This window comes from uncultured Shewanella sp. (genome assembly GCF_947501665.1).
GTDB lineage: Bacteria > Pseudomonadota > Gammaproteobacteria > Enterobacterales > Shewanellaceae > Shewanella.
This window is the reverse complement of sequence record NZ_CANMWS010000019.1, coordinates 95,384-110,070: the sequence shown is the minus strand read 5'-3', so window position 1 is coordinate 110,070 and position 14,687 is coordinate 95,384. Positions and strand designations below refer to the sequence as shown.

Genomic DNA, 14,687 nt, shown 5'->3' with positions numbered 1-14,687 from the left:
CTGTTAGCTGGCGGCGCCCGTTACCGCATCCAGCAGTGACTCATTGGGTTTACGCCAATCATCAGCACCTGTGGTGCCAGCGGTGAGGTGATCCCAATTGATCTTACGATAAGCAAGCGACACTTTAATCAGTTGAGTGAAATTAGATTGCTTAGGATCTTGGCAATGAGGCATTTGACACTCAATATTGACTATGGTCGCCCCTTCTAATGAGGTCACAAAAAATTGCTCTTGCTTGCCTTCAATAGAAGTACGGTACCACTTAAGCACCACATTGGTTAACTTTTCCCCTGTCGATAAGGCGTTGTACATTAACGGTACGGCTTTATTCAACGCGACAGTGAAAGTAAAAGGGCGATGTACCCGCTGCCCAGAAGGCTGACCCGATTGGGGATCGGTCGGTACATTCACAACATGGCTAAATTCTTGTACTAGCATTTCATTTTCATGGCCTTCAACAAAAATATCACCCACTGAATCGGCAGTAAATGCACCTGCAGTGATGAGTCCCTGAGTTTGGCCTAAGATAGAGATATAACATGGTGTTGGCACAGCTTAATTCCTTAACGATGTTTGTCAGTTAACACTGACTTGAGTCCCTAAAACACCCTTCAATATTGATAAAGGCTATTCATACAAAGAACGCCTTCCAATATATATTGAACAATGTTATCAACGTGTTAGATGTTATTTACCATTATGATTTCACATAATGTACTCACTAACAGCATTAGAATAAAGCAACTCACGTGCCAAGTATTAATACACTGTTTTTTAAGGTGAAATTTTTTATTGTCTAAGACTGTGAGCAAGTTATTGCTCAAACTAGGCAACAATTTGCTCAACACAGGCAATAACTTGCTCAGCCTTATCTCTTTATCAAACAATTGTTAACAGTGATCTCCCGTCGCCAAAGGAAGGTAAAGTGCCTTCATTTTCTCAAGGCTATATCTGATCAAGACGCTCAAAGCGGTTCTCACCGCCTACAAAGACGCAGCTCATCGCTTAAAGAATCTCAAGGCTTTCTTCATTGAGTTCAGAAAGACGCTCAATACTTTCCTCATCGAGTTCAGAAAAACGTTCAAGGCTTTCTTCATTGAGGTCGGAAAAACGCTCAAGGCTGTTCTGAGCAAGTGCTTGTTTCGCCCACTCCTGCTTTAATAACATGCGCTTAATCAATAATGACTTTAATTGCCCATCCAATAGTCGCAATTCTTGCTCAGCACGAGTCAGTTGTGCCTGCTCTAACATTTCATCGATATAGTAAGCCCTGCCTAACACAGGTGATAAGCTACTGGCATATTGATCAAGCTCGGTGGACATGTGCTTTAATTGCGTAATTTTTGAATTATTACTCGATAATCGATTAATTTGCTGACGAATGTTTGCCATGCGAGTTCTTGCTTTTGAAAATCGCTGATAATATTTATCCAAGTCAATCAAAAACTCAATTTGCTGAGGATAAATCAACAGTTCTTTATTGGCAGGGGGAACAGTTGAAAATAATTCATCGATTTGAGTATTAATACGTTTTACAGCCGAGGGTTCTTTAATCTCTGTAGGGGCCGCAGGCAAGACTTTAGTCGCCGATGTTTGCGTCACAATAAAGTCTACTATACTTTGAGGCTTTTGATACAAGACGCCCATTAAGCATACACAAGAGATCCCTAATACTGCTAAGCAAGAAAAAGATAAACCTCGCCAAAATAACAACTTTCGTTGTGAGTCCTTACTCTTGCTCTTAAGGTTGTTCAGTGTGGGCACCACGTTATGAATTTGATTCACTGCATCCAGTTTTTCAAAAATCAAAAAACCTAAGGTATCCAAATTCGGCACTAAATTGTCTGAAGCTGGATCCGCTTGATAGGATTTCACTAACTCAAATAACTGCTGGCAGGCATATTCACAACGATATAAATCACGCACATTATCCATAGTGCCAAGCAATTCTTTAAGATCTGGGGTCACACGTGTGACCATCCAATTGATGATCTCAGTGGTTTTTTCCATCGATGGACTCGACTCTTTACTGGCATGAGCAAGCACTGCCAACATCAGCTCTAATCCCGTCGCTAATCCTGACACACCATCGGTTTTACACACAGCAACACAATAATAAGCTGACGTGAGCAAGTCGGCCCCAGCATCCGTGGCAATGCTTTCCGCTAAACTTTTGATTTTATCCCAATCAACACGACCACTTAATGGGCTATAACGCCGATTAATTTCTGTACGCATCGCTTGATAACGACTGTCATCTCTGAGCAAGGCCGGTTTTTGCGTCACCTTAAAACGGTTAACTCCGGTTAGAATTTGCTCTGTCACAATAATACCACCTTTCAAAATGGCCAAATCAACCACCTTAAACCTAAAGGTAAAAGGTGATTAACCTAGCGAATAATCTAATCAATATAGGGTTTCGGGAATGCTGTAATCACTTAACAAACGGCTGGTAAATGGGTTTGCCGTATCTTGTGTGTGCAAACGATAGGTCACATCCCCTTTATCAATAGAAAATTGATAATCAATACTAGTACTGCTCGATCCCGTCATTCTTGCAGTATCTAATAAGCGAAAGAAAGCCCAAGGTCCATCATAAGCTAAACTTCTTGGCGATTGATTTGCTGCACTGGGCACTAAGGTGAGCTTACTTTCAGCCGACTTTCTCAATGTATTCGGCCAAACAAGTTCAACACTGCGTTGAGGACCATGGGAATACTCCACATATTGGCCATCAATATTAATCACACTACGACGCTTATTTGGGCTCATTTGCAGTGCTTCCATGGTAAATTGCACATCCAAATTACCTTGGCGATTAAAGAAAGCACTTTGAATTTGCTTCGCCTGCTCAAGCGCATCCATCACTTCTTGTCGAATCAACCCAGAGCGAGTGCCATCTTGACCAGACTCAGATTGAGCAAATTGCTCTAACGTATTGATATTTTCTTCGATAAACATTTTCATTTGCTGCTCATAAAACACATTAATTGTGCCCTCTGGGCCAAAGAAATGTTCAAAGTCCGCTAACGAAACCTGTTTAGTAGTTTGTGAATTAAAAGGATAACGGGAAGCCAATTTTTGCTGATACTCAAGGTAAATATCATTATGCCAACGGACTTCAAGATGTTTGATGGCACTTTGCAATACCACCTTCCAGCTCTCATTAGCCAATTTCACCATAATGCTATCCATCGGTTTAGGTAAATTCGTGGCAATGCGTTTCAACGCAAAAATAGGATCGGCATCATTGAGCGTTAATCTTTCTTGTGCCGCCTGCAAGGCCGCTTTACCCACATCAGGCGCATCTTGAATGGCTTTTAAATAACCATGCAGTTGCGTCACAGACTCCATCACCTCAGCCATATAGTTAGGTTGCGTACCATCAACCTTCTCCAACTGATTCAACTTGGCAAAATTACCATCAATAAGCGCAGCAATTTTATATTCTGGCGTGGCCATTAAAGCGGTTTTCGCATTATCATCATCGGGCAAGGTTGGAAACAGCTCAGTATTTTCTGATAGCGTATTAAGTATACGGCTAATTGGCTTACTGCCAGAGCTGATGGTATCTAATACAAAGACGCCATGATTAATATCCCTAAACGCTTTGATATCAAATTGATTCAAAGCACCACGCCATGTGCTGTTGTAGTCGCTGATATACTGATCGCGAATTTTATTACGCAACACCTTTTTATCTTCATGACTAAAGTCACTGGATTGTGATTGCCCAAGCACCCAACTATCAATTAACGCCAGCTCAGAAACCGAGTCAGACTTAGGAATAAAATAGCCCTTAAAGCCTTGCTTAGTCAGTAACCTAGGCACGTTTAATTGCTCAAAACTGCCATTAGCGGCACGATCACTAAACACTAACTCAAACGCAGGTCCCGTGGTGAGTTTTAAATCTAGCGGTCCTCCTAGTTCTGATGAGGCTGTTTGCTTTAAATTACGATAAACCCTTTGCTCAATAGGCAAATGACTCAATTCTTGTTGCGTACGGGCAATAAGCCCATCATAGGGACTGATGGCATCAATGGCCTCAGCATCTCCCGCCTGACGCATAGACGCTAAGTTAGTGTGCTCCAGCGCATAATCAAGGTGCGCCATAAGCTGAGATTGTAACTCGCGATTCCCTTCATAAGCTTGCTGCCATTGCGCGGCAAAATAGTCAGTGACAAACTTATTCTGGCGACCACTTTGATCCACCATCATTCTAAATACTCGCAATAAAGACAGCTTTTCATCACTGGCTTTTGAAGCATTAAGCATATCGGTAGCCACTTGTTTCAGCAGCGCAGGAATATAACGATACGCAAGTAAGTTAAGATAAGTCTCTTCCACTTTAGGGCCTATCACATGGCCTTGATATAAGCCTAAGTCAGAGATAAAACGTGGCTTTTCATGGAAAAAACCAAACTCTAACGTGGCCGAGCGGATCGTATTAAGTGGCGGTACAATGCTCTTAGCCACTTCATCAAAACTAAACTGATGATACTGTTCATTAAAACTATTCACTTTACTGAGAACGGCATCGGCTTGCTTGGTATTTTGTAAATAATAGCGATGCCAACTGCCCACTAACAATACTGAGGCAATTGAGCAGGCCACAAAGGAGAGTGCCATTAAACGCCGCTTTTGCTTAGCCACTTTAAAGTTATCAGAGGCCAATCCCGCTTCAGGGTAAATAATGCGTTTAAATAATGGCTGAGTAAAAAAGGCGGTGGAATTTTCACTTTTTTGTGCGCTGTTAATGGTTTCACTTAAGCCGTATTTACGTGATGCACTATCAACATAAGCATTGGTAGGCACCCCTTCTTGATACACAGACGTAAAATAGACACCACGCACTAAGGCTGAGGTAGAAAATTGATCTGAAGCTAAGGCCTCAGTGAAAAAGTTACGTAACACGCCATGTGCGCCAGCGATTTGACGAGAAAAACTATAAATCTCAGTGCGTTCTTCCACATCGCGACACTGTAATAATGCTCGGGGTAAACAGGCATTGATCCGTTCGATAAACACTGCAAAATCAGCATCAAATTCATCAAGCCAGCTATCAAGATTATCAACTGAATTAAGCGAAAAGGTAAAACCTAAAATTTCATCACGTTGGCTCTGGGTATAATGACGGAAAAAAGGCTCAAAACCTTGTAGTAGATCCAACTTAGTCAATGAAATATACACAGGTAAACGGGTTGATAAGGTTTCCATCAACTCCCGTAAACGGGTACGAATAAGCTGGCCATAAGCTTTTCTGTCAGACACGGTACCACTGACCATATCTGCAACATCAATCGCCAGTACAACCCCATTAAGGGGGCGACGATTACGGGTTTTTTCTAACCACTGGACAAAATGAAGCCATAAACGACGCTCCATTTCGCCGCTGCCTTCTTCGGCAGTTTGTCTTTGGGTTAATAGCTCACCATCAGGATCGATAAGCACGGCATCTCGACCCACCCACCAATCAAATGAAAACGGGTTTTTGCTCTTACGCCCAGCACTACGGCGAGTTGACGAAAACATAAACTGCTGACCAGATCGGTTTATCAAACTGGTTTTACCGGCATTTTCTAAGCCTAATACCAAAAACCACGGCAAAGTATAAAGATAATTCCGTTTATTTAAACTCTGTTTAAGATGGCCCATCACCTCGTTAAGCTCCACCTCTTGGCGCTCAACAATACCTTGAATAGGATCTTCAACCAGCTGCTGCTCTTTGACCTCTTGTGCCGCATAAGCTTTCACTTTACGCCATTGCAATAATCCCCACAACGTAAAGCAAGACAATGAAAAAATGGTACTAAATAATGCACGCGCCGCTACTGACGCAAAAGGCTTTTGCTCATCAATTTCAAGCCAAGGGCCTGCCCACCAAATAGCCACATTCACTAACACAAAAATCACCGCCAATAAAATCGGCAAGGCGGATTTTAATTCCGGTAACAGTTTCTTTAAAAAACCTTTGATTATAGACAATATATTACTCATTCCCTGTCCTTAGTTCACCGAGGTGACTTTCTGTAAATGCGACACCAAGGTTGGTTCCCAATCCGTTAAACTGGTTTCCATTGCCTGCGTATACAACTGATTATATTCAACTTTAGCCATAGCGGATAATTGATGACTATCCATTAATTCTGCGCTTATTAACCGCAAGTAAAACTGCTCTCTAGGCTCTTTAGTGCTGCTCATGCCATCATTTAACATGGCTAACGCCACCGATAAACCGCCTTGATCTGCCAACTCTAACGTTTCTTTACGTTTTTGCTCCCAGCTACTCATCACTTCACCACCCGCCATACCCGCACCGCTTGCACTGTCGAGCCACTGACGAGTATCAGGACTCACAAAAGGCACGCCACCTTTAAAAGACATGTCCATAAGACCGGGCACACGATTTAAAAAAGAATAGGTTTCTTCTCGAATGGCATTCGCCCATTCAGGGTGACCTAAAGACTGACAAATTTGCGCACTTAAATGATGCCCATCAAACCAAAAAGGAGCCAAAGTTAAACTTTGCTCTACTCGCCGTAAGAGTGCCATATCCGCCCCTTTGCTCAATAAAGTTTGGTATTCATTAACTCTATCAACGGCCACAGGCATCAAACGTGTTTCACCGCTGGCGGTTCGCTCTGGTGCACTGATAATCGAAAACCACACAGCAAACCGCCTTAAACGCAGACTCAGTTCAGTACCTAATTCAAACTCACTCAAAAAGTCAGACACTTTCTGTAAGGTTTGCTTAGTCGCTTTATCATTACTGGAGTCAATATTTAAGCTTGGTGGCGTGGGTGTACTCGCTCCTGCACTCATTTGAGCACTGCTTTGTTCTGCACCGTTAGAGACTTGCTCGGTGGACTGAACGACTTGCTTAGGCTTAGACTCCCCACTTAAGCGGCGTTTTAATGCAGCCTCTAAACTGGTGAGTTCATCAAGGGGGAGTTCATACTGCTTAGCAATAGTAATTAAGGCCGCAAGCGCCTCATTAATAGCCTGTTTTTCATCTGTGTCGCAAAATTCAGTGTCTATATTTTCAGCGGCTTTAACTAGACGTTGCATAATTTGCGTAAAGAATCGACGCCTTGGCAAAACACCTCTAGCCCCAGGCGCGGGAAAGCAGCTCTCCCAAAAACTTTGCATAAAACCATGTAAAATAAGCAAAGATAATGTAAATCGTTCCAAACTTGGTTGATGCTGTAAACATTGCAGTAAATACGTCACTAACTTTAAGTCTTTTGACTTCGTTTCCAGTAAGGTCACAATCCCGGTTTCGACTTCACGCCACTGAATGTCACCGTGGGATAAGGAGCCAATTTTCATCATTTGTGATTCAATAAAATCAAACAAGGGATCGTCAAATAAACGTTCGCCCACAGGATTATCTGCACTAATAGGTTGGGTAATTTGCGTTAGATATTCTTTAGACATGTTTACTCCTCCAAGCCACGACAACAATATTCTTGATAGCTAAAAGGATCTCTTTAATAAGGACAAGCAATTGCCTGATATACGCTGTAGACATGATCATTCTCCCTTGACCTACCAACTGCATTCTCGGCGTAATGCCTTTAATGACTGTTCCATTTGATGAGTGTCAAACTGCAACCCATCTATCCATTTGTGCTCAGATCCTAAGACAAATTCTTTACCCAATAACATGGCCTTCATCGCAACAATGGCTTGCAACCCTCTCCCTGTTCGCAAAATGTAACCCGAATTATCAACCATCCAATCTTGGGTGGATTCCCCTTGAGGCGTCTTAATGCTGATAGCCGTGCTGCGAATATTAATCGGATCGGCAAAAATCAATTCAACTCGGCTGATATTATCAATACAACTGAGCATCATGATAGGTCGAGGAGGAATGGCGCCGATAGCTTGGGCAGTCGCCCAAATATTAGGATCATCATCAGGCGTATTAAAGGCATCATTTAATAAAAAGCCACGCTCGTTTTCACGATTGGCTTCGTTATCAAATGCACGCTTCCACTGTTTAGTATGGGGATCATCAGCCACAATTTCCGCTGGCTGCTCACTGCCCGTAGGCGTGACAAAAACCGTATCAAAACACAATAGGCGTTCTAATTTACTGGGTATATGCCGACATTCAAGGGCATCTTCAAGCAAGGTACCTTCAGCATGAACGACAAATACCGGACAAAACAACAAGGCCAGTAACATTCCTTTGATCTGTGCCATCATTAACTTATCTCCAATTTTATGCATTTATGTGCCAAGGTCCTTTTAGGCAAGCCCAAACTATTGGCCGCACGGCCACGATCCCCAGCAAAAGCTGTTAATCTAGCCTCAATCACCGCCCGCTCAAATTGTAAAACCGCCTCTTTGAGATCGTCGATTTGGTCAAATTTGTGGGTCATCGAAGCCAGTAAATGGTTTGAGAAGGTGTCCTCTTTTTCCAGGTTTGACGACGATTCAATATCGGTATCGGGCTCAATATCCAATGTCGGCAATGCACTTAAGTCTATTTCTTGGCCATCTAAGGTCAGCGCACAAGCGTATTCAACAATATTTCTCAGTTCACGCACATTGCCAGGGTAATCATGTTTCGATAATCGATCGATTGCCGAAAAGCGAATACCCGGCACTTGTCTTTTTTGGCTGGCATTAAAACGATGAATAAAGTGCTCAACCAATTCCGGCACATCAGTCACTCTGTCTTTTAAGGTAGGAATAGCGATGGGAAATTGGCATAAGCGATAAAAAAGATCTTGTCTAAATTCACCCGTGCGCGATTTTTGTTTTAAATCCACATGAGATGCGACGATAAGTCTAAAATCTGATTGGGTTTCTTTCGCCGCGCCTAGCGCTCTAAATTGACGACTTTCAAGCACCCTAAGCAATTTAGTCTGCAATAATAGCGGCATATCGCCTATTTCATCCAAAAATAAACTGCCACCGTCTGCGGCTGCAATGAGTCCTTCTTTCGCATTATCGGCCCCAGAAAAGGCGCCTTTCTCATAACCAAATAATTCAGATTCCAGCAAATTATCAGGAATAGCCGCACAGTTAATCGCAATAAAAGGTGCATGTTTACGTTTAGAATAATCATGAACGCCTCTTGCCACCAGCTCTTTGCCTGTACCCGTTTGTCCTTGGATCATGACCGCTAAATCAGACTGGCCCACACGCACTATCTCTTTGCGTAAAGTTTGCATCAGCTCACTGTTGCCCACCAACTCAAGACTCAGAGCCTCAGCCTGCTCCTTATCAAACTTTTCTTTGCGAATAGAAACGATTGAATCCGACAATAAACTTTGCTGCCTATCTTGATGACGAATCGATTCAAGCAACTGCCAATGACGAGTAAATACCGCCACAAAGTTTTGCCAATCGGGACGCTCAACCAACTCAGCAGCCATGGATACGGGCAAGTCTAAGACTAAAATCCCCACTACGGCGCCTTTATCATTATTTAAAGGATAAATAGCCAAGTGCTGATCTTTTTTCATATTCAAGGTTAATGCCATAAAGCCACTGTGACCTTGCCAATAAAGCAAGGTCTCATGATCCAGCACCATGGTTTTTTGCGACTGCAATGCATGAGAAAAAGGATGTTCAAAATCATCCACTTCCCACTTTACACCGCTAGCAATTGATTGAAAATAATCAGGCTCACTTGCCACCACAGCAAGCTCACGCCCATCGACTGTGGGTAACAGTAAAAAAGGCATGTCTGTAGGCAATTCAGCACTTAAGCCATTCAAAAACTCATTAATTAACGGCGCGACCTGACGACAAGCCAATAATCCTGATGCTCGCTGTAACCATTGCTGGGATTGCACTAGATAACCTCACCCACAAATTCGCCATCAGTGAATCGTAAATGAATTTGCTCGACATCTTCTTTATTTGCCAGCTTATTCAATAACGCCAATGACACAGGCGGTAACATTTGACCATCAATAATGGCCTCTAACATACGAGCGCCATTTTCAGCGCGGGTAGAACGCCGATAAATCTCATCCACTAAACTTGGATCGATACTGACATTCGCCTTATATCGCTCAACTAGCAAGCTTTCTAATTTAGCCAGTTTGTAGCCGATAATATCTTTTAATACCGCTTCACCTAAGGGTAAATAAGGCACAATCTCCATTCGCGCCAATAAAGCAGGTTTAAAGAATTCGGCGAGTTCAGGATAAAGTGCATCATCAATGTACTCCGGCTTGTCTGCATTATCGACAATACTTTGATAACCTAAGTTAGACGTCAGGAAGAAAATGATATTTTGGCAATCAATTAATCGCCCTTCACCGTCTGCCAGCTCTCCTTTATCAAAAGCTTGATAAAACAGGTTCAATACATCTGGGTGCGCTTTTTCTACTTCATCAAGTAAAACAATAGAATAAGGCATTTTACGTATAGCTTCAGTTAATACTCCGCCTTCGCCAAAGCCCACATAACCAGGTGGTGAACCAATTAAACGCGACACGGTATGCTTTTCTTGGTATTCAGACATGTTAATGGTGGTTAAAAATTGCTTGCCACCATAAAGTTGCTCTGCAATTTGCACCACAGTTTCAGTTTTTCCCACACCACTTGGCCCCACCAGTAAAAATGCCCCTTTAGGCCGTCCGGCTCGGCGTAAATCTGCCCGTGCGGTCAACATATTGCGATGAATGCGCTCTATCGCCACGTCTTGACCTTTTAACGCTTCGCCTAAAATCATGGGTAAATGGGTGATTTTATGCAACTCGTCAGTATTCATTTGCGACACAGGCACACCGGTCCAATCAGCAATAACCGCAGCCACTTGCTCCGCATCCACTTCTGGGTAAACCAGTTTGCCACTGTGAGAGAGCTCATCAATACTCAAGCTCAATGCTTGCACTTGAGAGCGAATATCATCAAAATTATCGCTATTGTCTTCATCTAGCAGTTGCTCACGCAGCGTAAGCATACTTGACACCAGCTCTTGCTGCTGTTTCCAGTCGGCTTCTAATTGAGCATAATCATCAGCTTGTTGATCCGCTTTAACCTTAAGCTCACTTAAACGCGCTTCATCAATCACTTGGCCTAAGTGTTGCTGACGCTCAAGCAAGCTCATTTCTTTTTGATGTTGATAACCTAAACTTTCCAACTCGGCCATGCCTTTTGGCGGTGAGCTTAAATTAATCGCAATTCGCGCACAGGCTGTATCTAACACATCAATGGCTTTATCGGGAAGTTGGCGATTGGCCACATAACGGGCTGACAAACGAGCCGCAGCTTCTAAAGCAGAATCATTAATAATGACTTGATGGGCTTTTTCATAGACGTGATGCAGACCACGTAAAATATCCACCGCTTGACTGACACTGGGCTCATCCAATTTCACCAATTGAAAACGGCGAGTCAGAGCAGGATCTTTTTCAAAATACTTTTTATATTCTTTCCAAGTCGTCGCACCCACCGTGCATAACTCACCGCGAGCCAGCGCGGGTTTAAGCAAGTTCGCCGCATCTCCGCCGCCCTCTTGATTACCCGCACCAATCAAGGTGTGTGCCTCATCGATAAATAAAATAATCTGTTTTGGTGAGGCTTTGACTTCATCGATTAACGCTTTTAAGCGCTTTTCAAATTCCCCCTTCACAGAGGCGCCAGCCTGCAATAAGCCTAAATCCAATGACAATAAGCTGACATCTTTGAGTCTATTTGGCACTTTTCCTTCAACAATTCGTCTTGCGAGCCCTTCAACCACCGCACTTTTACCCACCCCGGCATCGCCCACGACAATGGGGTTGTTCTTACGGCGACGACATAAAATATCAATCATCAACGCAATTTCATCGTCACGACACAAAACAGGATCCAGCTCACCTTGCCTAGCAAGCTCTGTAAAATCTGTGGTGAACTTAACAAGCGCACTGTCAGTATTATTAATCAATGCCGCCTGATTACTTTGGGTTGCAACACTGGCAGATTCGGCCGAGTTTTCGGTAAGCTGCACAAAATGCTTACGTAAATCTTCACGGTTAATACCGTCAAGCAAAGCCACTAAATTAAACGGTAAATAACGTTCAGGTCGCATCACAGCGGCAGCGAAAATCGCCCCCGAACGCAGCGTTAATTCTTGTAAGTCTGTGGTGGATAATAACCAAGCATCTTGCAATAACTCCACCAATAAAGGCGAGAAACCTGGACGGGTATCTAAGTCTTCTTCCCGAGGCAGTGAGTCACCTAAATATTGCTTCACTAACTCATGATCGACATTGGCCTGCTTCAGCAAGACACGCATATCGCTCAACGGGTTATCGAGTAAAACAAACAATAAGTGTGCAATGGTCACTTCACTGTTTTGACGACTAATACACAATGAAGCAGCTTGCTCTAATCCCAGTTTGCTCTGTTGATTAAGCTTACCGATCAGAGTCGATAATTCGATACGGATCATAAAATTTCCCTATTTTAAAATCTGAAATAATTGATTCAGCACACCAGATGATTTCTGATTTAATGACACTGAATAAAAAGTAAAAATGACGCTAAGCAAGCAAAAGAAACCCGCAAAAATGGTCCACAACGGCAGTTGATGGCCAATTTTATACTTGGTATTAACCACATGTTCAGTGGCACTGGTTAGCTGCTCTGGCTCCTCATCTTTTAAGCGACGAATGGTTTCGTAAAGCTCAGTATAAATTTTATCGAATTCTTCGCGGCCATTCGCCATCACTTTATAGCGACCCTCAAAACCTAAAGAGAAACATAAAAAGATAAATTCTAATAAATCTTTATATTTATGGGATTCACTCTCAAGCCTTTGTAAAATAGTGAATACTTTTTCACCACCCCAAGTCTCATTATGAAAACGCGTCAACAATGAATGTTCAGCCCACACGCTTTGTGACCCCCATTCGGTACTCATTACCGCTTCATCAATGAAACAACATAATAAATAACGATAAGCCAGCACAATGGCATGCTCATACCCCGCAGCCACCAATTCTGTTTCAATGGCAATAATATCTTCAAGGGTTTGCTGATAAAGCTGCGGCACATCTTCTAACCCCGTCAACTTTTTCACTCGTAACGCCATGCCTAACAAAGGGGTGGCTGCATCGATCAATAAATTGATACTTTCGCCACGCAGCTTAAACCAATATTGCTGATCGCCGTCCATATTCTTGGCATGATCAAATAGACTTCCCTCTAAACTCGCATCAACCTGTTGTTTTTGTGGTTTGTCATCCATTGCTATTCGCTCCTCTTATAGCCAACACATGCAACCAATATTGTTGATCAGCATCAATTATTTGCTTAGCATGACCAAATAAGCTCCCGTCTAAACTGGCATAAACTTGCTGTTTTTGTGGTTTATCATTCATCGCCATTCGCTCCTCCATTAACTTCTTATGGCCCAAAATTGCAATTCAAGCTCTGAGAAATCACCCGCAACATGAAAAGCAAACCCCGATGAATTACTGAGCATACGCCACTCAGGGCTAGCACGATCCAGTTGAAAATAAGTAAAGCCTGCATGGTAAGGTAACTGACGTGGAGCCACAGGTAGCGGTGTGAGTGGTACCCCTGGCAGCTGCAGTGAAATAAGCTCACGTATTTTCTCAACCGACGCCACTTTCGTTTGCTGAATAAATAATTTACGCAAGTCATCAAGGGGCATTTTGGCTTTAACGGCTAAAATAAATTCTGCTTCTTTGACCAGATCGGGGTCTTGCACAGGGGCAATTTGCAAACCGTACTTACGCTGATGTAATTGCAACGACACCGCTTTGGGCTCAAGCACAATACTCAAGGACTGACGCAGCAATGTCATAATAGGAGAGAACGACTCTAGAGGCAGCTTATGGTTATAGGCCTTAAACTCTGGCGCTGTGCGGCTTTCATCAGTAAAGGTAAACAGCTCACCACAAATACTGACCAAGTTTTCATATAAACGCTCAGGGTGAATACGCTTTTGTGTTGCCATATGCTGTAAAATAGGATGCATGCGATTCAAAGATTGCAATAGCATAAAATCTGACACATCTGCCACGCCACCTTGGCTCGGCATACCAATACGTTGTGCTATATTTTTAGCTCGCTCTTTCATCAAGCCGGCCATTTCACCAATAAAGCGATGTAACCTTGGCACCCCTGTAACATTAAGATGGCAAGGAATAAAACTGTCATCGAGCATCACACTGCCATCGGGACGTTTTTCTAAAATACGCGCAATGGCCAGTGAGGTGTATGCACTGCGATCGTCTTTTTCAAGCATTAACCGCATACGCAGTGGACTCACATCTATGGTGGTCAAATCGCCTTGATCCGTATGCACATCCCTTACCTCAAATCGGCGAGATTCATATCGACTGGCATCCATTTTATCGGCATGGGAAATTTCAGTCACCGAATCCCCTTTAATGGGTAAAGCCAAATACACAATTTGGTTCGCTAAGGCGCTATCTGTCACTTCTAATGCATCAGGCAACACATCTTCTTGAGGCATATTAAACACAGTGCCATCAGGCATCACGCCCACTGCATGTTCAATGGCGATACGGCCAAAACTTAAATATTCAGGGTTTAAACTCAGTTGAGTAATACCGTATAAGTAGCCTGTCGATTGAGACGACTTTGTCTCAACAATATATTCAAAATAACGCTGCTGTTGTTGAAAATGCTGAGGTTTAATAAATAAACCTTCATTCCAAATCACTCGGTTTCTCGATGACATA

10 protein-coding genes are annotated in these 14,687 nt (G+C 42.9%); all 10 read right to left on the bottom strand.

Annotated elements, in window-relative coordinates:
- Positions 1 to 3: 3 nt before the first annotated feature.
- Positions 4 to 552 carry an Hcp family type VI secretion system effector gene (locus tag Q0976_RS15680; protein WP_299494808.1) on the bottom strand — a complete coding sequence of 183 codons (549 nt, stop codon included), beginning with the start codon at positions 550 to 552 and terminating at the stop codon, positions 4 to 6.
- A gap of 453 nt (positions 553 to 1,005) precedes the next feature.
- On the bottom strand, positions 1,006 to 2,352 hold the full coding sequence (locus Q0976_RS15675; protein ID WP_299494807.1) for a type VI secretion system ImpA family N-terminal domain-containing protein: 1,347 nt from the start codon (positions 2,350 to 2,352) through the stop codon (positions 1,006 to 1,008).
- Between the two features lie 54 nt (positions 2,353 to 2,406).
- Positions 2,407 to 5,997 carry a type VI secretion system membrane subunit TssM gene (gene tssM / locus Q0976_RS15670; protein WP_299494806.1) on the bottom strand — a complete coding sequence of 1,197 codons (3,591 nt, stop codon included), beginning with the start codon at positions 5,995 to 5,997 and terminating at the stop codon, positions 2,407 to 2,409.
- A 9-nt stretch (positions 5,998 to 6,006) separates the two neighbouring features.
- Positions 6,007 to 7,437, bottom strand: coding sequence for a type VI secretion system protein TssA (tssA, locus tag Q0976_RS15665; protein WP_299494805.1), 1,431 nt, complete (start codon positions 7,435 to 7,437; stop codon positions 6,007 to 6,009).
- A gap of 111 nt (positions 7,438 to 7,548) precedes the next feature.
- Positions 7,549 to 8,235, bottom strand: a complete 687-nt coding sequence (vasI, locus tag Q0976_RS15660) for a type VI secretion system-associated protein VasI (RefSeq protein WP_299494804.1) — start codon at positions 8,233 to 8,235, stop codon at positions 7,549 to 7,551.
- Positions 8,211 to 9,812: a sigma-54 dependent transcriptional regulator gene (locus tag Q0976_RS15655; protein ID WP_299494803.1), complete on the bottom strand. Its 1,602-nt coding sequence runs from the start codon at positions 9,810 to 9,812 to the stop codon at positions 8,211 to 8,213. Before Q0976_RS15655 ends, vasI begins: the two co-directional genes overlap by 25 nt.
- Positions 9,812 to 12,403, bottom strand: a complete 2,592-nt coding sequence (tssH, locus tag Q0976_RS15650) for a type VI secretion system ATPase TssH (RefSeq protein ID WP_299494802.1) — start codon at positions 12,401 to 12,403, stop codon at positions 9,812 to 9,814. The genes Q0976_RS15655 and tssH overlap by 1 nt, the downstream gene beginning before the upstream one ends.
- Before the next feature lie 9 nt (positions 12,404 to 12,412).
- Complete coding sequence (gene icmH / locus Q0976_RS15645; protein ID WP_299494801.1) at positions 12,413 to 13,201, bottom strand: type IVB secretion system protein IcmH/DotU; 789 nt, start codon at positions 13,199 to 13,201, stop codon at positions 12,413 to 12,415.
- Positions 13,194 to 13,340: a hypothetical protein gene (locus tag Q0976_RS15640; protein WP_299494800.1), complete on the bottom strand. Its 147-nt coding sequence runs from the start codon at positions 13,338 to 13,340 to the stop codon at positions 13,194 to 13,196. Before Q0976_RS15640 ends, icmH begins: the two co-directional genes overlap by 8 nt.
- 11 nt (positions 13,341 to 13,351) lie before the next feature.
- Complete coding sequence (tssK, locus tag Q0976_RS15635; RefSeq protein WP_299494799.1) at positions 13,352 to 14,686, bottom strand: type VI secretion system baseplate subunit TssK; 1,335 nt, start codon at positions 14,684 to 14,686, stop codon at positions 13,352 to 13,354.
- Position 14,687: the final 1 nt, after the last annotated feature.

Bases quoted from the DNA above. Each gene is read 5' to 3' on its own strand.
- tssM (WP_299494806.1), bottom strand. From the start codon at position 5,997: ATGAGTAATATATTGTCTATAATCAAAGGTTTTTTAAAGAAACTGTTA.
- tssA (WP_299494805.1), bottom strand. From the start codon at position 7,437: ATGTCTAAAGAATATCTAACGCAAATTACCCAACCTATTAGTGCAGAT.
- vasI (WP_299494804.1), bottom strand. From the start codon at position 8,235: ATGCATAAAATTGGAGATAAGTTAATGATGGCACAGATCAAAGGAATG.
- tssH (WP_299494802.1), bottom strand. From the start codon at position 12,403: ATGATCCGTATCGAATTATCGACTCTGATCGGTAAGCTTAATCAACAG.
- icmH (WP_299494801.1), bottom strand. From the start codon at position 13,201: ATGGATGACAAACCACAAAAACAACAGGTTGATGCGAGTTTAGAGGGA.
- Q0976_RS15640 (WP_299494800.1), bottom strand. From the start codon at position 13,340: ATGGCGATGAATGATAAACCACAAAAACAGCAAGTTTATGCCAGTTTA.
- tssK (WP_299494799.1), bottom strand. From the start codon at position 14,686: ATGTCATCGAGAAACCGAGTGATTTGGAATGAAGGTTTATTTATTAAA.